Below are 21,875 nucleotides of genomic sequence, written 5' to 3' on the forward strand. Positions count from 1 at the left end.
AGACTCCCAATCGCAAAGACACTTTGCAAATTGGGAATCTCTTTTATTAATTATGCTTCCTCTTGACTAGCTTTTTCTTCCCACAATTCGATAATCTTTCCTGCCTCTGTTTCATCGATAACAAAGGAGCCATTCGAATAGCGATCATTAAAGCGGAGCTCTGCAATTTTCACAGATTCTATCTCCCCTTTTTCTGTTTGTATGTAAACTGTATCTTTTGCTTTGACAACAGCCATACCAACAATTCGATGTGGGTTTGCTTTTAATTCACGAAGCATAATTAACCCACGTTTTGCTCTTCCAGAGAATTCAAATTCAGAAAGCTTCATTTTCTTGATAGAACCACGCTGTGTAATAATCACGATACTTTCTGTTTGCGGATTTGTAATTACCTTTCCAGCTACCACATAATCGTTGTCTTTTAGATTAATACCTTTGACACCTGCTGCTCTTGCTCCAACTATATTGATTTCTTCTTCATGGAATCGTAAAGAATAACCTATATGTGTGGCAATTAACACTTCTTTTTTGCCATTAGTAAGGTGAACATCAACTACTTTATCATCACCTTTAAGATTAATGGCTACTAGCGGTTTTGAATAGCGTTGTGCTCTATAATTAATCAATTCTGATTTCTTAGCCATTCCATTTTTCGTAAAGAAAAGCAGATATTGAGATTGTTCAAAATCCTTAATTGGCATAGCATTTATAATTGATTCGTCTCGGTCAATTGGAATAATATTAGAAACATGCTGTCCTAGATCCTTCCAGCGTATATCCGGTAATTCATGAACAGGTAAATATAAATAGTTTCCTTTATCTGTGAATAATAATACTACTTCTGTTGTGTTCACATCAATTTTAGAAAGAATTCTATCCGTATCCTTCATTCCGAAATCCTGGCCATTGCTTGCTGCGTAAGAACGTTGACTTGTTCGTTTAATATACCCATCCTTTGTGACAGTTACAATCACATCTTCACTCGCCACTAATACTTCAAGATTAATTTTGATTTCCTCAATTTCATCTTGAATCAATGTGCGTCTTTCACTAATAAAGCGTTTTTTTACGTCTTTTAGTTCCTTTTTAATAACAGAAAGCAATTTCTTTTCACTTGCTAGAATTGCGGTCCACTCTTCAATTTTTTCTGCTAATTCTGCAGCCTCTGCTTCTAATGCAGTTATATCTGTATTCGTTAAACGATATAGCTGTAATGAAACGATTGCTTCTGCTTGTGGCTCCGTAAATTGATAAGCAGCGATTAAGTTACTTTTCGCATCTCGTTTATCTTTAGATGCACGAATCGTTGCGATTACTTCATCCAATATCGATAGCGCCTTAATTAAACCATCAACAATATGTTGACGATCCTTGGCTTTTTGTAAGTCAAATTCTGTACGTCGTTTAATTGTTTCCTTTTGATGTTCAATATAGGCATCTAATAAAGCAATGATGCCCATTAGTTTCGGACGTTTGTTATGAATGGCAACCATATTAAAGCTATAAGTGATCTGCAAATCGGTGTTTTTAAATAAGAAATTTAAAATCCCGTTTGCATCTACTTCTTTCTTCAGCTCAATGACAATACGCAAGCCTGTTCGATCGGTTTCATCTCTAACCTCTGCAATTCCTTCTACTTTTCGATCTAATCGCAATTCATCAATTTTTTTAACGAGATTGCTCTTATTTAACTCATAAGGAACCTCCGTAATAACGATTTGCTGTTTGCCGCCTCGTAATGTTTCAATTTCCGTTTTCCCGCGGACAATAATTTTCCCTTTTCCAGTTTCATAGGCTTTTTTAATGCCTTCTACTCCTTGGATAATACCGCCTGTTGGAAAGTCCGGTCCTTTAATGTGCTTCATGATGTCTTCAACCGTACAATTTGGCGAATCCATTCGCTCAATCACACCATCAATTACTTCCCCTAAGTGATGGGGTGGTATATCTGTTGCATATCCAGCCGAGATACCTGTTGAACCATTCACTAATAGGTTTGGGAATTTTGCAGGCAGAACGGTCGGTTCGTTGGATGTATCATCAAAGTTTGGGATGAAATCAACGGTTCTTTTTTCAATATCACGCAGTAATTCAGCTGAAATAGCAGATAGCCTTGCCTCTGTATAACGCATTGCTGCTGGCGGATCACCGTCAATGCTTCCGTTATTTCCATGCATTTCAATTAAGACATTTCGAACCTTCCATTCTTGACTCATCCGCACCATGGCGTCATAGACAGAAGAATCTCCATGTGGATGATAGTTACCAATTACGTTACCGACTGTTTTGGCTGATTTCCGAAAATGTTTATCATGTGTATTACCTTCTACATGCATGGCATAAAGGATACGGCGCTGTACAGGCTTCAACCCATCCCTCGCATCAGGAAGTGCCCGCTCTTGAATGATGTATTTACTATACCGTCCAAAACGGTCACCGATAACATCTTCTAAGGGTAGATCACGATATTGTTCTAATGAACTCATGATGGACTTCCCTCCTCTGCAACCGTAATATTTTCATTTTCTAAAATGTTCCCTTCATCTTCTAATCCGAAGGCAACATTTGATTCAATCCATTTTCTACGTGGCTCTACTTTATCTCCCATTAATGTTGTTACACGACGCTCAGCCCGTGCAAGATCATCAATTTTCACCCGGATTAACGTTCTTGTTTCTGGATTCATTGTTGTTTCCCACAGTTGATCTGCATTCATCTCGCCTAGACCTTTATAACGTTGCAGGATATAGCCTTTACCGATTTTCTTAATCGCATCTTGCAGGTCATCATCACTCCATGAATATTCGATGACTTCTTTTTTTCCAGAACCTTTGCTTACCTTGTATAAAGGTGGTAAAGCGATATATACCTTCCCAGCTTCAACTAGTGGTTTCATATAGCGATAGAAAAACGTTAACAGAAGTACTTGAATATGAGCTCCATCGGTATCTGCATCCGTCATGATAATGACTTTATCATAGTTAGCATCCTCTACCTTAAAGTCCGCTCCAACCCCTGCACCGATAGCATGGATGATCGTATTAATCTCTTCATTTTTAAAAATATCTGCTAGCTTTGCTTTTTCTGTATTGATAACTTTCCCACGAAGAGGCAGTACCGCTTGGAAACGACGGTCTCTTCCTTGCTTCGCAGATCCACCAGCTGAATCCCCTTCCACTAAATAAAGTTCATTTTTCTGTGGATTTTTTGATTGCGCAGGTGTGAGCTTACCAGAAAGAACCGCTTCGCCACGCTTACGCTTTTTGCCGCTTCTTGCTTCTTCTCGCGCTTTTCGAGCTGCTTCTCTTGCTTGTGCTGCTTTAATAGACTTTTTAATCAAAAGAGAACTTACTTCAGGATTTTCTTCAAAGAAATAGGCTAGGTGTTCAGATACGACCGCATCTACAGCTGATCTTGCTTCACTTGTGCCTAATTTACCCTTTGTTTGTCCCTCGAATTGTAGTAAATCTTCTGGTACACGAACAGACACAATCGCAGACAGCCCTTCCCGAATATCAGAACCATCTAAGTTTTTGTCTTTTTCTTTTAGGAGGCTGACTTTTCGAGCATATTCATTAAACATACGTGTCATCGCTGTTTTCGCGCCAGCTTCATGGGTACCGCCGTCTTTTGTACGAACATTATTCACAAATGACAGAACATTTTCGGAATAACCATCGTTGAATTGAAAGGCATATTCTACTTCAATTCCATTGCTCTCTCCCTCTAGGCTAACAACTGGATGAAGAGAATCTTTCTCTTCATTTAAATATTCTACAAATGCTTCAATCCCATTTTCATAATGGAAAACACTTTGTTTATTGTTTCTTTCATCAATAATTTCAATTCGCAGTCCTTTTAACAAAAAGGCAGATTCTCTTAATCGCTCACAAAGTGTTTCATAATTGTACGTTGTTGTGGAAAAAATCGCTGGATCTGGCTTAAAGTGAATCGTTGTTCCAGTTTGGTTTGTTTTCCCGATTCTTTCAAGTGTCGAAACAGGTTTACCACCATTTTCAAAACGCTGTTCATAAACAAAACCATCACGCTTAATATTTACAACAACCCATTCTGATAACGCGTTAACTACAGATGCGCCTACACCATGCAGGCCACCACTTGTTTTATAACCACCTTGTCCAAATTTTCCTCCAGCATGAAGAATGGTAAAGATAACTTCAGGTGTTGGCTTTCCAATCTTATGCATTCCAGTTGGCATTCCACGTCCTTTATCCTTCACACTTATGGAATTGTCACGATGGATTTTTACAATAATCGTATCTCCAAATCCAGCCAGTGCTTCATCGACTGCGTTATCTACAATTTCATATACAAGATGATGCAAACCTCTAGAATCTGTACTCCCTATATACATCCCAGGACGCTTCCTTACAGCTTCTAATCCTTCTAACACTTGAATGGCATCATCATTATATTCGAATGCTTGCTGATTCTTTGCCACTGACATACCCCTTTCACTTCTACAAATCCGACATATTATCTTTCTATGTATCATGTCGAACAATTGTTTATGTATTCGTCTAAAAAATGAATTATCCTCTTAAATATTAAAATTTAATGGAAGAACTACTTTTCTTTATTAGACGACCTTAAAAGAAGGCTTCTCTTTCCACCTTCTTTTTCGCTTTCAAATTTATTGAATTTTTAATAAACAGTTGTTGATACTAATTCCAAAACAGAACAATTGTTCTTACATCGTATTGTAGCACATAATCTCATTTTTCACGTTCATTTTTTTCATTTTATCTTTCGATTTTTTCCCGGCAAAACCAATATTATACCAATCATCAAAAAAGCAAAAGTATTTTTTTAAAAGGTTTCCCTCTATTTATCTATATTATGTTAACACAGATTCTTAGGAAAAACGAATAAGTTTATTAAATCAGTTTCCATTTTTAGCGTATGATAACGTTTTATTTAATCAAATTACAGGAATGTTTTATGTATTCTTTGCATGTTGGAACAAAAAAAACAGAATGATTTTTTATAACCATTCTGCTTTTCACCCATATCCATTTAAATATAATATCCTATTTCGTCATTGCATGTTCCACTTTAATACAGCGATCCATGATCACTGTATAGCCTTTTTCTTTTAATTGATTAAATGTTTCTTCATGAACGAGACCTAATTGTGCCCAAAAAACATCTGCGTCAATTTTTTCAAACTCTTCTGCAACCTCTGGCAAATATTCAGATCTTCTAAATACATTGACAATATCAACATGTCCTTCAATGTCTGTTAATTTTTTTACAGCTTTAACGCCGAGCACTTCATCTACTGTAGGATTAACAGGGATGATTTCATAACCTGCATTCTTCATTGCTTCAGATACCATATAAGAGGTTCGTGAAGGATTATCACTTAAACCGACTACCGCAATTCTCTTTGCCTTTTTTAGAATAGCACCAATTTCTTCTCGACTCGGATTATTAATTGCCATTATATTCGCTCCTTTTCCAATCATTTTTTATACGTTTCCCCAAAGGCAGGAAGAAAAAACAATAGAATGCCATTAAAGCTTTCTTCCTTATACAATAGCAAATATTGCTATTTTCTGAAAGTTTGATCCATGAATTAAATATTGGATTATCATCACCAACATGCAACTTTGGTAGCTCTTGTTGAACTGTCTAACTGTTTCTTTACTCCTTCTTTAAATAGATTAGAAGTTCCTAAAAGAATAATTATTTCACTATCATCCAACTTTTAACAATCAATTATTCTCCTGTTCAAGTCGTAGAAGAGTCTACTTCTTCAACAGAAAATATTGCAAAGCTTATCCAAATCATTCAAAATGACACGGAAACGACCATCGATACGATGAAGAAAGTTTCTGAAGAAGTTCAATTCCTCTTTAGCGCTTGCTCAATTAGCAGATGAACTACAAAATATAGTGAAGTTATTTAAAATATAAAAAGACATGAAAAAAACCACTTTCCAATTTAAGAAAGAGGTTTTTTTCTGTTATTGCTCCTGCTTCTCTAACGTTAATGCTGTCCAAGCTGTTTCATTGGCAAAAGTCCGCGACCAGCTTCCAAGACCAGCTAAATTATACTTTTCTACTAATTCAGCTCTTTTCGCCAAGGATAATTCATCCTCTAGCCAAATTTTGTACGTTGATTTTGTTTCTTTATCAACATATTCCCCGTAGTTTTGACCACTAACTTCGTCATATGTTGGAGTAACATTATGCTCTTTTAACCATTCCTCCACACTTGCCATGGAAAGGGATTTAGAAGAAACTTCTCCATTTTCTTTCTCCTCCCACAATCGTGCATATAACGGTACTCCTAAAACGAGCTTATCACTTGGTACAACATCAAGTAAGGTTTCTAAATTTGCTTCCACCCAAGGGAAACTCGCAACACTTCCAGAAATCGGACTTGTTGCCCAATGTTCATCATATGCCATCACAATAAGATAATCGACTATTTCTGCCAAATGGTCTCTTTGCAGGAATGCAGAATAATTTCCGTCTGCAATAAAGGTAATATCCATCGAAACCGTAATGCCTGCCTCATGTAAATAGGGCGTTGCTTCTCGAACAAACTGTGTTACATATTTCCCATCTTCTTCGCGAACATTCTCAATATCGATATTAAGACCATCTAATTTATACATTTCACTGTAGACCAAAAGCTGCCTAATAACGGTCTGTCTTTTTTGATAATCCTTTAAAACTTCATGTGTTTTATCCGGATCAAAATCATTGGAGAATAACCCCCATACTTGATAACCCTGTTTATGTGCCCAATCTACATAGGGTGTTGACCCTAAATTTGATACATTCCCATCATTTCCAGAAAGCTTAAACCATGTTGGAGACACAACATTTACTCCGCTCATTTTTGGAATGCTTGAAGTGTCTGGATTTCTTGAATATACTGCTTCCCAGGTCAATTGAATTGGTCCATCGATTTTGTTCAGCTTTGGTTCAAGCTGTTCTAATTCGACCTGAACTACTTCTGATTTTCCTTTTTTCACGTATTTCTTTTTTACGAAACCTGCGATTCCATTCTCTTTTCTGACATAATAGAAATCTTCTACTTCATTTTCAATCGTTACCTGTTCACCAGGAACTAACTCATCCGTATAAGGAGCAGATAATGTTGCACCAGAACGCAATTTGGTGAAATCCTGCCTGACTTTTTTAGAAGTAAATGTTCCATCCGCTCTTTCTTGCCCATTCTCTTCCAAGAGTACTACTTGTTCTTTTTCTAAAATCGTATATTTAATCGGATAAAACGTAGCTAATGGATCTAATGCCACATAAATTGTCCCGTCCTCATCTTTTAAAGGCTGAAAGGAAAGCTCTGTATTCTTATCATTAACATAATAAGAAACAGAATCAGTTGGAAACTGAATAACTTTATCTTTTGTCGTCACAATAACAGAATTACTATTTTCATCATATGTGATACTTCCATCTATTTTTTCCTGCCAAATACTTAATGGTAAATATACTGTATCTTTATCAAAAATAGCATTCCCAATTTGTTCACCATTCAATAAAACTGGATTTTCTCCTTGAAAGTAATCCACTTTCTCCTTATTACCAAACGGATAGAGAAAAAGCAAAATAATGGATATAACTACTACTAAAACCGCTATAATAAGACCAACAATTACTTTTTTATTTGTTGGTTTTTTCTGAAACGAATAATTTATTTCTGTCATTTGTTCCTCCTTGGAGTTGTTCATGGAAAGTCGAGTTACTAGAATAATAGACGTAATGGGAATATTCCTAGTTTCATATTAACATATAATTCGACAAAAAAAGAACCATCCAACAGATGGCTCTCCTTTCCTACTAATCAAACTATATGTATTATACAAAATCATCTATTCCATTCAGCAAACGTTTTTCTAAATCCATAAAAAGGGCGAAAACCTTTGTTTTCATAATAGGTTTGAGAAGTACTAGAAGCAAGCATTTCTACTCTAGTAGTTGGATATAAGCTATGTACATAGTATAGGAGTTCCTGCCCCACGCCTATTCCCCTATAAGCTTGGTCAATGAGTAATTCGCAAATGAATAGAGTTATCGATTGATCGGTGATTCCTCTAATATAGCCTATTATTTTATCATCAACAGTTGCAACATAAGCAATATTCGAATGATTCCAAGCAGCTTTTGCATCATCCTTTTTCTTCACTAGATTGCTCCATGCTTCTTGTTCATTTAAGGTGTGAATCGACGAAAAGTCAGCTTCTTTATAGGAACTAATTTGAATTTCTATCCCATTTTTTAACGTAATCATCATATTGTTTTAACCTTCTTTCCGGTAGAGTCTTACTGGTTTAAGAGTGTGAAAAGCATTTTACTATCATTATTATCGATGCATTTCTTTCATCAACAGATTCTTTTTTGTAATATTATACCACAAAAAAGGCGCTCCCTCAGGAGTGCCTTTTGATACTTAATACGGACCTTATTTTTTCGCTATCCCATTTGATGGTCTATCAAGCACAATCCGTGGTGCTGAAATTAATAAAAGAACGAGGATTATAGAACATAGTATTGTTGCTCCTAAGTATGAACCACCGTTTACAATCAAGGAATTGATAAATGGTGACATTCCTTCTGGTGCATAGCTCGCCCAAATAGTCACACCTGCAATGAAATGCCAAATATAGCGAGTAAATCCACCAACAACCACTGCCAAAATAATTAAGCCAGTCGCTAACCCTTTTTGTTCCGTTTTTAAAGCATTTTGAATAGATGAAGCAAATAATCCAGCAAATCCAATACATGCAAAAGCAAATAAATATTCTAAAATTACTTGCCAAAAACTTAATGCCTGCAGATCACCGACAACTATTTGTAAAACGCCCCATAAGAAACCTGCAATAGTGCTAGCTTTAAAGCCCCAGCGAAAAGCTACGATAAAAATAGGTACCATTGCAAAAGAAATGGATGTGTTAAAAACGGGAATGGATGGCAATAAATCTAGAATAAGTGCAATGGCAGCCATGATTGCCACTTCTATCATGACAACTAATCTCATATTTTTCATAAAAAAAACTCCTTTTATTGCAGACCAAAAGGAGAACTAACGCGCGAAATGAATTATATAGCTTACTATATGAACTCTTCCCACATTCCTACGTTAGAATTAACTAACAGGTTCGAAGGGTCAGATCTATTGATCACTCTCAGCATTACGCTCCCCTTGTGGTTTGCTTATTATCAATTATAGTTATTATAGCATAAATTTTCATTTAAATAGGCCTTTTCCTTAAATAAAGAATATTCAAACTTTAAAGTTTGCAACAATAATAATAGTAGAATTTTATTAAATTATTTCTGTTATGTTCACTTGCTTTTTAGAATTAGTTTCTTTTTTAACAACATAACCCATTAATAACAACCCTACTATCCCAAATGAGAATAATCCTAAAGACATTGTTAAGGCGGATAGATTACTGCTTATCGTAATGGCTAGTCCAGCTAAAATCATTTGTCCTTGACCAATTAATCCATTTAAAGCTAAATAAGAACTTCGGTAATTTTCATTCACTAAATCTGCAAGGATGCTTTGATTAATCGGAACATACATTAATTCACCTATTGAAATAAACAGCATGATAATAATAAGCCATACTGGTGAAGAAATATAAGTTAGAATACAATAACTAACAACAAATAAACACATGCCAATAAAATATTGCTTATAGTCAGATAGTTTTTTCATCATCCAAGTAACCATACCCACACAAAAAACTACAAATATGGTATTTTCCGCATGAAGAATCCCCACCATATTTATGCCATTAACAGGAAGGATACCGAAGAGAATAGTATCTTCCATCGTATCTCTTAAGTGAATGGCGATATAATTCGTTAAATGATTCTCAAGAGAAAAGATAAGTAAACAGGAAAGTAAATAAAGCATAAAAGTTTGGTCCTTCCAAACATATTGATAATTAGACCAAATTGTAGATTTGGATGTATGAGCATTCCTTATATCATGCCTTTTCATTAGCGATTCTTTAATAAATAGATAAGTAATGAAGCTAGATATAATTGAAACAAGGCCGACTGAAAAGAAGAAATAGAAATGATAGTCCATAAAGAAAAAAGCCCCTGTAATGGTTCCAAGTGCTGTTGCTGAATTAGCTAGCCAGTACATCGCTGTAAAAACAAATTTCCGTTGCTCTGCTAATACTAAATCATGAATCATTGCAGTAGAAGCGGGGAAAAACATGCCATTAAGAAATAAATTAATCATAAATAAACCAGCGCTAATATATGGAAGATTAATCCATGGTGAATTAAAGGCTGCAATGACAAGATAGGTTATACCTACCCCTAGTTCTGCAATTATCATCATTTTTCTTCTGCCGATTCTGTCTGATAAGTAGCCACCTATTAATGCGCCAATTATACCAGATAAGATGACTATGATAACAATTACTCCGGTTATCGTAGTTCCAATTAATGAACTAAAATAAACAGAAATATAAGGGATTATTGCACTAGATGTTATAGAAGTAACAAATTGTAAATACATGCGAATACGAAGAGAAATATGCAATTGACTAAATGTTTTCATCATCACGTTTCCCTTCCATTCCAAATAAGCGATAAGCTTGATTTGTAAATGCACGCGTAAACATAGGGTAGGCTTGATCTGAATAGGTTAACCTTGCCCCCATTAAGAATGCTAGGTATCCATAACCAACCTCTTCAGGATTACTTTTTGGTAAAAAACCCTTTTCCATTCCTGTATGAACTATTTCTTGAATATAACCTAAAAAAAGTACGACAAATTCGTCTAGTGCATTAATTTCAGAGAACCTATCTGGCTGTCCAATCACATATTGGACAATGCGGAGTTCTTTTTCTGACTCCATAAATAAATCAAGATGTTTTCGAATAATATCTTTTAATTTTTCTTCGGTTAAATCAGTAAGTTCTTTCTTGGTTTCATTTATAACCTTTTTAAATAATTGCAGAGGTCTATTAACGCATTCTGTAAACAAAGCCTCCTTGTTTTCATAATAAGTAAATACGGTTCCAAAACTAACACCAGCTTCTGCAGCAATATCCTTAATAGTTGTTTTACTAAAACCATTATGTGAAAACAATTTTAACGCTGCCTTAAAAATATCATCTTTCTTTTGTTCAGATCGTGGTTTGGCCATATAAATTCTCCATTCTTTTTAATTGATTGATTAATCAATCATATTATATAAAAGAAAATATTGGTAGTCAATCTTTTATTAAATTTTCAATCTATTTACTCCCCCTCTAAACAGAGACAAAATGAAATAGAGAAGCTGTAAAAGACGAAGAATCTCTAATGTTGCTCTTAAATAAAGCTTCATTCATCTCATCTACTGCTGAGAATTTCTTTTTTTAAATATAGTCAAGTATAATAACCTAATTCGTTTTATTACGCTACAAACACTCGATACACAGGGGAGCAACTCAAGCCTCCTTAGCCACACAGATAGTGAAGAATATTCCGGCTAAGGGGAAAAATGATACAGCATTTTTAAAAACTAATAAAAAAACCAAACAATCACTTTCGTGTGATTTTTTGGTTTTAACATGGGGTGAAATACTTTTATCCAATCTTCTTTTTTTAAGGCTTTCGTTGATGCAACTTATATCACGAACAAGTCATTCAAGTCGATTTCGCCTTTTCTTAATGCTGGATACTCACCATTTGACGGTGTAATAATATAATCTTTTTTCCATTCTTCATGATGATTTATTATCTTTTTAATAGCCCCAACAATAAAATAGATATCCTCATTGCTCATTGTTGGATGAAGGGAAATTCGCACCCAGCCTGGCTTATGCGAAAAATCTCCGTCTTGTATTTCTTTGCTTATTTCTTTGGAATGTTCTTTTGTAATAGATAGTAAATAATGGCCATATGGCCCTGCACATGAACAACCACCTCTTACTTGAATACCAAAACGATCATTCAGTAACTGTGCGACTAAATCATAGTGAATATCTTCGCAAATAATGGAGATAATCCCTAATCTATCTTCGTTTTCTGCTTCAAGAATTCGTAGTTTTTTTATTTTTTTAAGTTCAGTCATTGCTAGCTGTACTAATTCTTTCTCCCTTTTCTCTATTCTTTCTATTCCCATCGCTTCTTTTAATTGAATACATAATGCTGTTTTAATAGCTTGTAGAAATCCTGGTGTTCCACCATCTTCTCTCTCTTCGTCCTCTTTTTTATAAAGAATATCTCCCCATTCATTTGTAAAATCTACTGTTCCTCCGCCTGGATGATCTGGTATATTCGAATAAATGAGATTCCTTGACATGACAAGCACGCCACTCGTTCCAGGACCTCCCAGGAATTTATGAGGGGAGAAATAAACAGCATCTAATCGTTCCTCTTTATTATCAGGATGCATATTCATTGCTACATACGGAGCTGAAGCAGCAAAATCGACAAAGCAATAACCTTTATGCTGATGCATAATTTTCGCAAGCTCATGGTAATTCGTTTTCCTTCCAGTAACATTGGAACACGCTGTAAATGCCCCTATTTTTAATGGTATGTCCTTATATTGCTCTAGCAAGGATTCTAAATGCTCTCTATTTACATCTCCATTTGCATTCGGCTTTATCATGATGACTTCTGCATTTGTCTCAAGCCAGGATAAATAATTAGAATGATGTTCCATATGTGTGACAAAAACTACAGCTATTTTTTCGTTAGTAAAACAAGTATTCTTTAAACCCATTATTCTTTGCAGTTTGTTGACCACTCCTGTCATACCAAAGCCATCAAATAATATAATATCATTCTCATCTGCATGAACATGCTTTTTGATGATTCGTTTTGCATCCGTATATGCTTTTGTCATATAAGTTCCCGTTATATTTGATTCAGTATGTGTATTGGCAACATACGGGCCAAGTTTTTTTGTAATCTTATCCTCAATAGTCTTATATAATCTGCCACTTGCTGTCCAATCCGCATAGAGCAGCTTTTGATTTCCATAAGGTGTAGAAAAGGTTAAATTATTTCCAATGATATTATGCTTAATTTTTGAAAAATAGTGCTCCAATTTAGTATGATATTGGTATACAGACTCACCAACTTTAATTCTGATCAATTTAAAAATCCCCTTTCTCTCTCCTTCTTTAACCTATGTCAAAATGAGAAGAGGGGTTATTGCATTTCGAATTGTTTGAAAAAAATTCATAAGAAGGATGGAACATAACAAATGATTACCTTGCCTGATTATGCACTTGATTATATGGAGAACTTAAACCAGTCTGGACGGAGCAAACTTACATTAAAACAGTATGAATCTGACTTAAAGAAATTCTTTAGCTGGCTCGATATATACAAAGAAAACACTAAATTCGAAACAATTAAAGCTTTGCGTGCCGATGATATTCGCGCTTACTTTCATTATTTAAAGGATAAGCAATTATCACAAGCTACTATTCGCCGCCTTGCATCTGTACTAAGCCGATTAATGATTTACCATCAATGTGTTTGCGCACATGAAATTCATAAACTAGCAGAAGCGTCTCCACTACGTCCTCTAACCACAAAAGACTTTATTACAAGCGAAGAATATAATAAATTATTGCAGCATCTGTTAATAAAGGATATAGAAAGCACCAAAAAATCAGCTAGAAATTATCTGCTATCAAGAAATTGGACAATCGTGGCTTTATTAAAAAACTTTGGACTAACACCTATCGATATATATCGTATCAAGATGAAAGATTTAAACTTAGCACAAGGAGAGCTTACCCTCAATAGAGAGGATGCTCCGTTAACTCTTCCACTTTCTCATGATATAATGACTAAATTACGAGATTACTATTTTTCTATACCGGAAGCGTTTCGCCCAAAATATTATTCCAATGATCCTGTATTTATAGCTTTCAACAATATCTCATATTCCTTCCAATATGATTATGATCGGCAAAAACCAAAAGCACTATCTGTCCGTGCAATCCAAGAAATGATTAAAGATGAAGTAAGAAGAGCAGGCTTACGTAAAATTTCTGCTGTCAATCTTCGAAACGCAGCTATATTAGAGGCATTAGCAACAGGAGCAAGTGATGAGAAGGTAATGCGCCAATTTCATTTAACAAGTGAAGCGGCACTAAGAAGGTATAAACAATATTTACTGAATAAAATGAATGATTGAATGAATAAAAAAGATGGTCCTCAAATTTAAGTGAAGATCCATCTTTTTTATTATTACTGCTGTGTTGCATCATTTTCTTCCCAATATACTTTGCTGAATATGTCAGCAAATGCTTCCATGCTTCGATTCAATTCTGCTTGTGTATTGTCTACTCCACCTACTTCTAAAAGAATAGCACGATCAGAGAAGTTTTGATTATATACCCCATTTCCTTCTTCTTTTCCTTTTAAGAATACACCTCTTGAAATTCCAGGATATTTTTTATCCAATTCAGCATGAAGCTTTTTCGCAAATTCCTGGTTTTTTTCATATCCTTTATTTGCATCGCCAATAATGAATAATAGTTTTGCATAGCTTTTTCCTTCAATTGTTGCTGTTGTCGTTTTTTTCCTAGCTGAATCTCGATGTATATCAATTAAATAGTTTAAATGTTTATTTTCGCTAACTGCTGTCTCAACCACTTCCTTTGATACGCTATAAGATGAAAAATAGTTCCATCCTCTATCAAGAAGTTTTTGGTTAATATTCGTTTTATCTAGTTGAACTCCAATTCCCTCATCTTGTAATAGATTACTTAGTTTATTACTTAATCCAACAACATTTGCTCGTTCATCGGAGCTTACAGCTTCATTTTCATTTGCATTCTTCAAAAGTGGCAAATATGCTTCTAGATTATGCGTATTATAAACTAAAACAGTTTTATTTTTAGGCTCTGTTACTGGTGCTTTATTCTCTGAAGGCTTTTCTTCCTTCTCCACTTTTTCCTCATCTACTTCTTTAGGGTTTTTCATAAGCTCTTCAGAAGGAGTAGACTCAAATGGTAGATTGGCAAGGCTTGTCCCTTCCTCTGCAACAACAATTTCGGTATGAAAAAAAGTTAAGGCAGGTAGTTCTCTTCCTAAAAGCGTTCGTGTGTCGTCTAAACGAATATTAGTGGCAATTTGGAACAGAATATTGCCTAATGAAAGTCCCTTTCCATCTGATTTTGGAAAAAGATGATTTTCACTATGAAATATTTCTGTGTAAATTTCCGTAGTATTGACAGACTTTAAAATACTGGCAACATTATCTGAAGTCAATTTGAAGGAAAAAATAGAAGTTGTAATTCCAGCAATAAGGATAAACATTAGGATGATTCCTAATATTGTTGTATTCAAATACTGGATTAATGTACGCGTTTTGGAGGTTTGCATAATAGGTACATCCCCTTTCTCATACAGATATATGCCTTCTTACTAGAAAATAGTCTTGTAATCTATGAAATATTTGATAGGGAATTGTCATTATTTTAAGGAAGGATTGGAATTTTTATAAATAAGTTGGATGCGTAAAATTATTTTATACAATAAATAAAGTCACTGCCCAAATACATATGCTCTAGGACAGTGACTTTATTTTTCTATTTTATTGAAATGAAAAAAGAAACTCCGCTTCGCAGATTAATTCTCCTGCTACCGTAGCTTTGCCCTTTGCTTTCGCAAAGCTATTTTTCACCTTTTCCACGATGACTTCCATACAAAGCTCATCACCAGGAAAAACAGGCTTTCGAATTCTTGAATGATTAATGCCTGCTAACAAGGCAAATTTATTACTATGCTTTTCTTCACTATGAATGGCTACTGCTGAAACTTGAGCAATAGCTTCAATAATTAGGACTCCTGGCATGATAGGATTATTGGGGTTTTGTCCATTTGCAAATGTATCTTCCTTATTAATTTGCTTTACACCTACAGCCAATTCCCCTTCTTTCAATTCTAATATTTCATCCACTAGAGGCAGAGGATACCGATTTAATATATCCTTCACTTTCTGTAGATTCATCATTTCTTACCACCTAGATTATTTAATTCATTTTGTAGCTCAGCCATAACATTACTTAATTCCGTTGTTATGTCTGCTGGATCTTTCTTCGTTCCGTCCTCATTTTTTAACGAAATAGGATCGCCAAATATGACATGAATTTTTTTACCGCTTAACAGTCCTTTTAAATCCGTTGGGCCACTATATGCAGCTGGTACTAGTGGAACTCTTGCCAAATTAGCAATAGTAGCAGCGCCTTTTTTCAAAGGCACATCCTCTGACGATCTTGTGCCGCTTGGAAAGATTCCGACTATCTTCTTTTCCTTTAATAGTTTAACTGGTGTTTTAATACTACTTGGACCAGGATTTTCTCTATCGACTGGAAAAGCATTAATGCTATGGAGGAATTTAGCTGCTTGCGGTTTAGCAAATAGCTCTTTCTTCGCCATAAAATGAATCTCATTCGGCAGTAAAGAAGTGCCAAGAGCAACCACGTCTATCCATCCAGTATGAGAACAGGAAACGACATAACCGGTGTCCTTCGGTAATTTATCCTTATTAATAACCTTTGTTCTTCCAAAGATTTTTAACACTACATTAGCAAATCGACTCGTAAATGCATACATTTTTTCTTTCTCCTTTTTGTGCAAAATAACTTAATTATCCCATCGGTTCTACTAACTAACAGCGGGTATGAAGGCCCCTCATTGCTAGAAGTTGCACTTTATGTAAAGTTTCCCTATATGAAAGTATTTTAAAAAGAGATAATACTCATTCCTCAAAAAACAGCCACTGATAAATTCAATCTTTTCAACATCTACTATTAGTAGTAGCTACTATATTTATTCACTACCAACTTATTATATCTCATTATTGCTAAAAAAAATAGTGTCTAAGTACTACAAATAGGCACTATCTATATAGTAATAATCATAAATAGAATTTTATATATCCCATTTAAAGGAAGTCACTCAAAAGGAAAATCAAACAACGCAAATGGATGATACATGTATTACCATTTACGTATTTTGCTTATTTACTTTCTAACCAATGAATTGTTCCATTTATTAATGGATGAAACTGACTAGTTGATGAAAATGTATGTTTTCCATTTTCAATAAGTAATGTTTCAACCGTTCCTTTTTCTCGCTTTAAATACTTATTTTTATACTCATCCATATAATAACAGGGGATATCCTGATCTGCTGAACCATGCGCTAATAGGACATCACCAGAAAAAATATCGGCGACTTCTAACGGACGAAAATCTGCTAATGATTCAAAATAGGTTTGATAAAAGGAATAACCATTAAAATCAACCACTTCTTTTTCTGCTAATTCGCTCAACCTTTCCGTACCAAATATTCTTCTTATATCAAAGTCTGGTTTTCCGACAGCTGCCCACTGAATTAAACGGCTAACTCGTGAATCATTAATAGCAGTAAATAAGGCAACAGCTCCACCGAGACTATGACCAAGCAAAATAAGTTCCTTTATCGAAAGCTCTGCATATGCAAATTGAATAATCGCTTCTGTTTGCTCTATTAAATCGGATAATCGATTACGACCATATTCACCACTCGATTCACCACAACCTTTATAATCAAACCGAATCACTAAATACCCTTTTTCAGTAAGCAAATTACTAGTCTTTACAAATAGCCGATCTACACCTATTCTACTGCCAATTAATCCATGACAAATAATCACCGTTTTATAGTCATTATATTTTTCTTTAGGATAATCGATAGAAAGTACGATATTGTCATCCTTCCATTTGATCGTCTTCACCTCAGTCATTTCTAGTTCCTCCTAATTACTATTTATAATTACTTATTATATATTATTCCTACCTGTTTAGTAAGTTTAAAACAAAAATTTTCTGAATTCTTTTTTCATCATCCCAAATATTCGCCTTTTTTCACCATTTATTTTATCAAAATATAATTATGATAAAATAGCTTTAGTGAAAAAAATATCTACTGACCAAAATAGACGGTCATCATAAAAGGAGATTTCTATGTATTATATTGATTATCATCATCATTCCAATCATTCATTTGATTCAAAAGCAATAATGATGGAAATTTGCGAAAATGCAATAAGCAAAGGAATAAATGAAATTTGTTATACAGAACATTTTTCAGTTAATCCAAATGCTCCAACCTTTGGGCATATGAATTGGACAAACTATCTAGCTGATATAAAAAAATGCCAGGCTGCTTATAAAGATCAACTTACAATAAAGCTAGGGATTGAATTATGCGAACCTCATTTAATGCGAGAGCAATATAAAGACGCATTATCCAGTATTCCGTTTGATTATATTCTCGGTTCTGTTCACAATCTTGATGGACTAACCCTTCGAAAATATATGAATGCACATCCTGAAGAGGATATTTATCTAGCATATTTTAAAGAAATGCTAGAATTAGTTACCTATGCGGATATCGATGTCCTTGCACATTTTGATTTAATGAAGCGCTATGCACATACGACTAGAGGACTTTATGCCTTTTCAGACTATGAAGATATCATTGCTTCCGTTTTAAAAACAGCTATTAAAAGAGGCATTGGGTTAGAAATTAATACTTCAGGCTGGAGAACAAGCTTAAATGAATCTTTGCCATTTATCGAAATATTAAAGCTTTATCGAGAACTAGGTGGAGAAATTTTAACGATTGGATCTGATTCCCATAGAAAAGAAGATGTGGGTGAAGGATTCATCCAAGCGCTTAATCTAGCAAAAAATGCAGGGTTTAGTGCTTATTATCTATTTGAAAAAAGAAACCCTGTTCGAATTGATATGTAAATAAGTGCAGAGGGATTATTACATTAAATGACCTAACCATTAATGAGAGTTTTCCTTCACACCATAGGGATGTGTCAGTCTATCGATTACCGATAGTATTTAATGGGAAAATTTTTATCGTGTGCGCAAATTTAACAATTAATAGAAAAGAAGAGTGTCCAATGAGACACTCTTTCGGTTTAAATAAAGGAAACAATAAGCTCTGCTTTCCCCTTTAATTCAAATGCACCAAATTTATTGGGAAGCAAGAAATGATCCCCTTTTTGGAATGCGTATTCTTCTCCACTCTTCGTTAGAGAACCATCTCCCTCTATTACGCTGCATAAAAGGAAAGCTTGATTTTGCTCTTTAGTTGCCTTTCCATCGAGTGACCATTTTTCAACTGTAAAATAGTCACATTCAACAAAGCTTGTAATCTCTATATCCCCTTGTTGTTCAACAGATGGAGAAGTTGCTGCTAATTGATGTGGAACGGTCGTAACATTGATCGATTGCTCAATATGTAATTCCCGAGTATTTCCTTCTGCATCACGGCGATCATAGTCATAAACACGATATGTTGTATCCGAATTTTGTTGGGTTTCAAGAATGATAATCCCTTCCCCAATAGCATGAATTGTTCCGCTTGGCACAAAGAAGAAATCACCTTTTTTAACAGGAACTTTATTTAATAACTCATCCCATCTATTTTCAGCAATCATTGCTGCTAATTCATCTTTTGTTCTAGCATGATGGCCAAAAATAATTTCTGCCCCATCCTGACAGTCAATAATGTACCAGCACTCTGTTTTGCCAAGTTCTCCATTTTCATGAACCTTTGCATAGTCATCATTTGGATGAACCTGTACAGATAAGTCTTGATTTGCATCTAATATTTTTGTTAATAAAGGAAAACGATCGCCTTCCATATTTCCAAAAAGCTCACGATGATTTTCCCATAATTGTTCTAAATTTTTCCCTGCTAATGGTCCATTCTTGACAACACTTTGTCCATGAGGGTGTGCGGAAAATGCCCAGCATTCCCCTGTTGATTCACTCGGTATTTCATAGCCAAAGCTACGCAATGCTGTACCGCCCCAAATTCTATCTTTAAAAACCGGATTAAAAAATAATGGCTCGCTCATTCGATTACGGAACTCCTTCTTTACAATATTTACTAGACTATTCTACCATATTCTCCATTAAAACGGATTTTATTTTCAAAAATAGAAAATGAAAGATCATTAGGAATGGCCTCTAGCTATCTAAAATAAAGCATACATTATTTCTACTAATACAAAAAATAAGACTCTCCTTATAGAAACTTTACCATTTCTTTAGGAGAGTCTTATTTTGTTATGCACCTGTATTGAATTGCTCTTTTTTCGGAATAATCGTTTCTTTTCTAATCGTTTTCCCATGCAAATAGTAATAAACTGCAATACCAATTAAAATATAGATACTACTAAAAGAATAAAATGCATTTAAGCCAATTGCATCCCCAATAATCCCAACTAAATAAGAACCGAAGCCAATCCCTATATCAAAAATAGATAAGAACGTTGCCGTTGCAAGTCCTCTTCTATGTGGTGCTGCTTTTTGAATGGCAATGGTTTGAAGACAAGGAAACATAGATCCGTATCCTAACCCAATTAATGCTGCTGAAAGTAAAAACATCCATTCAGATTCAGCCATGCCAAGCAAAATCATTCCAGCGGAGAATAAAACAATACAAGGATATACAATCTTATTTGCACCATAGCGATCAAACCATTTTCCAGCAAAAGGTCTTGCCATTAGCATAAAGATTGCATATACAACAAAGAAATAACCTGAAACACTAATAAAGCCTTTATCCTCTGCATAAACAGATACAAAGGAGAGTATCGACGAATATACAATTCCGAATATTGCCGCTACGATACTAATTTTCACTGCAGTATTTTCAATAATTTGATTGAATCGAATGCCTTTCTTCTCTGTATGCTCTATTTCTGACATTTCCATTTCTGGCGCATGTTCAATTTTCATAAATCCGCCTGTTAAAATGGCAAAGAATGCAAAAATAATTGCTAGAATAAATAGAGTGGAAGTTCCCCAAGAATTAATTGCCTGAAGACCAATAAATGGACCGATAACCATTGCTAAATTCATGCTCATGGAATAATACCCCATGCCTTCTCCTCTTCTGGAGCTTGGCAGAATGTCCGCAACAATTGTTCCTGTTGCAGTTGTTGCCATCCCAAATCCAATACCATGTAAGGCACGAACAAATAGTAAACCGCTTAGAGAGTCAGTAAATAAATAAAAAACGGAGGCACTTAAGAAGATAAGTAAAGATGTTAGGAAAATGGCCTTTTTCCCAATCTTTTGCATTAAATTACCAGCTATTGGCCGGATGAGAATAGCTGTAATAATGAAAACCGTAACAATTAGGCCAGCTGAAGACTGTTTTTGATTTAATTCGCGAATTGCATAAATTGGTAATGAAACTAATAAAAAATAAAATGTCATAAATAAAAAAAAGTTACTTACCCATATTTGGATAAATCCCCTTGTCCATAATGCTTCTTTTTTCACTTATTTTCCTCCTTGATTGCTAATGAATGGGACCAGCCTAATATAATTTGATGTAAATATTCCCATGATTCAGCTGGTAATTGTGCAAGTAAGCCCTTGTTTGCTTGTAAAACAGCCTCTTCCCATTTTGCGTATTCTTGTATTGCTATATCGGTTAGAAACACTTTATTTGTGCGTCTGTCTTCTCCTTTTACTTGGAGAACATAATTTTTTTCCACGAGCTTTTTAACTGTACGAGTAACAGGTGGAGCTTCAATCGATAAATATTCAGCAATTTCTTTTTGGGCAAGTGGACCGTTCTCTTTTAATACATATAAAATTGCCCATTCTGAACTATATATATCAAATGGCTCTAACGCTATATTTAATTCCTTCGTAAATTGTCGAGCAAGCTGTTGGATAGAATGGAATAAGTCATGAGTCTTGTTCATATCTTTCTCCGATCTAAAATTAATTACCTAGGTAACTATATCATAGTATATTGGTTGTAGGCAATACTATTTTTAAACATTGGTGTTAATCAAACGTTTG

At 34.7% G+C, this 21,875-nt stretch carries 18 protein-coding genes and 1 riboswitch; of the genes, 2 read left to right on the forward strand and 16 right to left on the reverse strand.

Features of this window, described 5'->3' with window-relative positions; translation table 11 throughout:
- Nucleotides 1–50 precede the first annotated feature (50 nt).
- The 9 genes from parC to ACTQ5K_RS12585 form a co-directional block, all read right to left on the reverse strand.
- Complete coding sequence (gene parC, locus ACTQ5K_RS12545; RefSeq protein WP_235251531.1) at nucleotides 51–2,486, reverse strand: DNA topoisomerase IV subunit A; 2,436 nt, start codon at nucleotides 2,484–2,486, stop codon at nucleotides 51–53.
- Nucleotides 2,483–4,462 carry a DNA topoisomerase IV subunit B gene (gene parE / locus ACTQ5K_RS12550; RefSeq protein ID WP_284561089.1) on the reverse strand — a complete coding sequence of 660 codons (1,980 nt, stop codon included), beginning with the start codon at nucleotides 4,460–4,462 and terminating at the stop codon, nucleotides 2,483–2,485. Before parE ends, parC begins: the two co-directional genes overlap by 4 nt.
- 589 nt (nucleotides 4,463–5,051) lie before the next feature.
- On the reverse strand, nucleotides 5,052–5,465 hold the full coding sequence (locus tag ACTQ5K_RS12555; RefSeq protein WP_031538642.1) for a CoA-binding protein: 414 nt from the start codon (nucleotides 5,463–5,465) through the stop codon (nucleotides 5,052–5,054).
- Nucleotides 5,466–5,989: 524 nt separating this feature from the next.
- Nucleotides 5,990–7,702, reverse strand: coding sequence for a glycosyl hydrolase family 18 protein (locus tag ACTQ5K_RS12560; RefSeq protein ID WP_441993967.1), 1,713 nt, complete (start codon nucleotides 7,700–7,702; stop codon nucleotides 5,990–5,992).
- 161 nt (nucleotides 7,703–7,863) lie between these two features.
- Nucleotides 7,864–8,289 (reverse strand): GNAT family N-acetyltransferase, encoded by a 426-nt coding sequence (locus ACTQ5K_RS12565; RefSeq protein WP_349204968.1) that lies wholly within the window; start codon nucleotides 8,287–8,289, stop codon nucleotides 7,864–7,866.
- Nucleotides 8,290–8,457: 168 nt separating this feature from the next.
- Nucleotides 8,458–9,042, reverse strand: coding sequence for an energy-coupled thiamine transporter ThiT (thiT, locus tag ACTQ5K_RS12570; protein WP_031538646.1), 585 nt, complete (start codon nucleotides 9,040–9,042; stop codon nucleotides 8,458–8,460).
- Nucleotides 9,043–9,110: 68 nt separating this feature from the next.
- Nucleotides 9,111–9,209, reverse strand: a riboswitch (TPP riboswitch).
- Nucleotides 9,210–9,321: 112 nt separating this feature from the next.
- On the reverse strand, nucleotides 9,322–10,584 hold the full coding sequence (locus ACTQ5K_RS12575; RefSeq protein ID WP_349204967.1) for an MFS transporter: 1,263 nt from the start codon (nucleotides 10,582–10,584) through the stop codon (nucleotides 9,322–9,324).
- Complete coding sequence (locus tag ACTQ5K_RS12580; RefSeq protein ID WP_235251536.1) at nucleotides 10,568–11,173, reverse strand: TetR/AcrR family transcriptional regulator; 606 nt, start codon at nucleotides 11,171–11,173, stop codon at nucleotides 10,568–10,570. The genes ACTQ5K_RS12575 and ACTQ5K_RS12580 overlap by 17 nt, the downstream gene beginning before the upstream one ends.
- 465 nt (nucleotides 11,174–11,638) lie before the next feature.
- On the reverse strand, nucleotides 11,639–13,117 hold the full coding sequence (locus ACTQ5K_RS12585) for an aminotransferase class V-fold PLP-dependent enzyme (protein WP_441993968.1): 1,479 nt from the start codon (nucleotides 13,115–13,117) through the stop codon (nucleotides 11,639–11,641).
- A gap of 111 nt (nucleotides 13,118–13,228) precedes the next feature.
- Here ACTQ5K_RS12585 and ACTQ5K_RS12590 point away from each other — a divergent pair, with 111 nt between their 5' ends.
- Nucleotides 13,229–14,173, forward strand: coding sequence for a tyrosine-type recombinase/integrase (locus tag ACTQ5K_RS12590; RefSeq protein WP_235251538.1), 945 nt, complete (start codon nucleotides 13,229–13,231; stop codon nucleotides 14,171–14,173).
- Nucleotides 14,174–14,226: 53 nt separating this feature from the next.
- Here the strand turns inward: ACTQ5K_RS12590 and spoIIP are convergent, their stop codons facing one another.
- From spoIIP to ACTQ5K_RS12610, 4 genes are all read right to left on the reverse strand, one after another.
- Nucleotides 14,227–15,366 carry a stage II sporulation protein P gene (spoIIP, locus tag ACTQ5K_RS12595; RefSeq protein WP_031538655.1) on the reverse strand — a complete coding sequence of 380 codons (1,140 nt, stop codon included), beginning with the start codon at nucleotides 15,364–15,366 and terminating at the stop codon, nucleotides 14,227–14,229.
- Nucleotides 15,367–15,577: 211 nt separating this feature from the next.
- Complete coding sequence (fabZ, locus tag ACTQ5K_RS12600; protein WP_235251539.1) at nucleotides 15,578–15,997, reverse strand: 3-hydroxyacyl-ACP dehydratase FabZ; 420 nt, start codon at nucleotides 15,995–15,997, stop codon at nucleotides 15,578–15,580.
- A complete protein-coding gene (locus tag ACTQ5K_RS12605) occupies nucleotides 15,994–16,599 on the reverse strand; it encodes a lysophospholipid acyltransferase family protein (protein ID WP_235251540.1) in 606 nt (201 codons plus the stop codon). Before ACTQ5K_RS12605 ends, fabZ begins: the two co-directional genes overlap by 4 nt.
- Before the next feature lie 406 nt (nucleotides 16,600–17,005).
- The gene (locus tag ACTQ5K_RS12610) at nucleotides 17,006–17,773 is read right to left on the reverse strand and encodes an alpha/beta hydrolase family protein (protein ID WP_349205255.1); all 768 of its coding nucleotides are present in this window, start codon (nucleotides 17,771–17,773) and stop codon (nucleotides 17,006–17,008) included.
- 220 nt (nucleotides 17,774–17,993) lie between these two features.
- Between ACTQ5K_RS12610 and ACTQ5K_RS12615 the strand changes: the two genes are divergently transcribed.
- Nucleotides 17,994–18,785: a histidinol-phosphatase HisJ family protein gene (locus ACTQ5K_RS12615; RefSeq protein WP_349205254.1), complete on the forward strand. Its 792-nt coding sequence runs from the start codon at nucleotides 17,994–17,996 to the stop codon at nucleotides 18,783–18,785.
- A 179-nt stretch (nucleotides 18,786–18,964) separates the two neighbouring features.
- Here the strand turns inward: ACTQ5K_RS12615 and manA are convergent, their stop codons facing one another.
- From manA to ACTQ5K_RS12630, 3 genes are all read right to left on the reverse strand, one after another.
- Entirely contained in the window at nucleotides 18,965–19,909 is a 945-nt protein-coding gene (gene manA, locus ACTQ5K_RS12620) for a mannose-6-phosphate isomerase, class I (protein WP_349205253.1), read from the reverse strand.
- A gap of 211 nt (nucleotides 19,910–20,120) precedes the next feature.
- Nucleotides 20,121–21,344, reverse strand: coding sequence for an MFS transporter (locus ACTQ5K_RS12625; protein ID WP_031538665.1), 1,224 nt, complete (start codon nucleotides 21,342–21,344; stop codon nucleotides 20,121–20,123).
- Complete coding sequence (locus ACTQ5K_RS12630) at nucleotides 21,341–21,775, reverse strand: MarR family winged helix-turn-helix transcriptional regulator (RefSeq protein WP_031538666.1); 435 nt, start codon at nucleotides 21,773–21,775, stop codon at nucleotides 21,341–21,343. The genes ACTQ5K_RS12625 and ACTQ5K_RS12630 overlap by 4 nt, the downstream gene beginning before the upstream one ends.
- Nucleotides 21,776–21,875: the final 100 nt, after the last annotated feature.

This window comes from Niallia sp. Sow4_A1, assembly GCF_052116745.1.
In the GTDB taxonomy this organism is placed as follows: Bacteria; Bacillota; Bacilli; order Bacillales; family Cytobacillaceae; genus Niallia; species Niallia hominis.

What these genes read in the sequence shown, in the direction of transcription:
- parC (WP_235251531.1), bottom strand. Translation starts at nt 2,486, where the DNA reads ATGAGTTCATTAGAACAATATCGTGATCTACCCTTAGAAGATGTTATC.
- ACTQ5K_RS12555 (WP_031538642.1), bottom strand. Translation starts at nt 5,465, where the DNA reads ATGGCAATTAATAATCCGAGTCGAGAAGAAATTGGTGCTATTCTAAAA.
- ACTQ5K_RS12560 (WP_441993967.1), bottom strand. Translation starts at nt 7,702, where the DNA reads ATGACAGAAATAAATTATTCGTTTCAGAAAAAACCAACAAATAAAAAA.
- ACTQ5K_RS12565 (WP_349204968.1), bottom strand. Translation starts at nt 8,289, where the DNA reads ATGATGATTACGTTAAAAAATGGGATAGAAATTCAAATTAGTTCCTAT.
- thiT (WP_031538646.1), bottom strand. Translation starts at nt 9,042, where the DNA reads ATGAAAAATATGAGATTAGTTGTCATGATAGAAGTGGCAATCATGGCT.
- ACTQ5K_RS12575 (WP_349204967.1), bottom strand. Translation starts at nt 10,584, where the DNA reads ATGATGAAAACATTTAGTCAATTGCATATTTCTCTTCGTATTCGCATG.
- ACTQ5K_RS12580 (WP_235251536.1), bottom strand. Translation starts at nt 11,173, where the DNA reads ATGGCCAAACCACGATCTGAACAAAAGAAAGATGATATTTTTAAGGCA.
- ACTQ5K_RS12590 (WP_235251538.1), top strand. Translation starts at nt 13,229, where the DNA reads ATGATTACCTTGCCTGATTATGCACTTGATTATATGGAGAACTTAAAC.
- spoIIP (WP_031538655.1), bottom strand. Translation starts at nt 15,366, where the DNA reads ATGCAAACCTCCAAAACGCGTACATTAATCCAGTATTTGAATACAACA.
- fabZ (WP_235251539.1), bottom strand. Translation starts at nt 15,997, where the DNA reads ATGATGAATCTACAGAAAGTGAAGGATATATTAAATCGGTATCCTCTG.
- ACTQ5K_RS12605 (WP_235251540.1), bottom strand. Translation starts at nt 16,599, where the DNA reads ATGTATGCATTTACGAGTCGATTTGCTAATGTAGTGTTAAAAATCTTT.
- ACTQ5K_RS12610 (WP_349205255.1), bottom strand. Translation starts at nt 17,773, where the DNA reads ATGACTGAGGTGAAGACGATCAAATGGAAGGATGACAATATCGTACTT.
- ACTQ5K_RS12615 (WP_349205254.1), top strand. Translation starts at nt 17,994, where the DNA reads ATGTATTATATTGATTATCATCATCATTCCAATCATTCATTTGATTCA.
- manA (WP_349205253.1), bottom strand. Translation starts at nt 19,909, where the DNA reads ATGAGCGAGCCATTATTTTTTAATCCGGTTTTTAAAGATAGAATTTGG.
- ACTQ5K_RS12630 (WP_031538666.1), bottom strand. Translation starts at nt 21,775, where the DNA reads ATGAACAAGACTCATGACTTATTCCATTCTATCCAACAGCTTGCTCGA.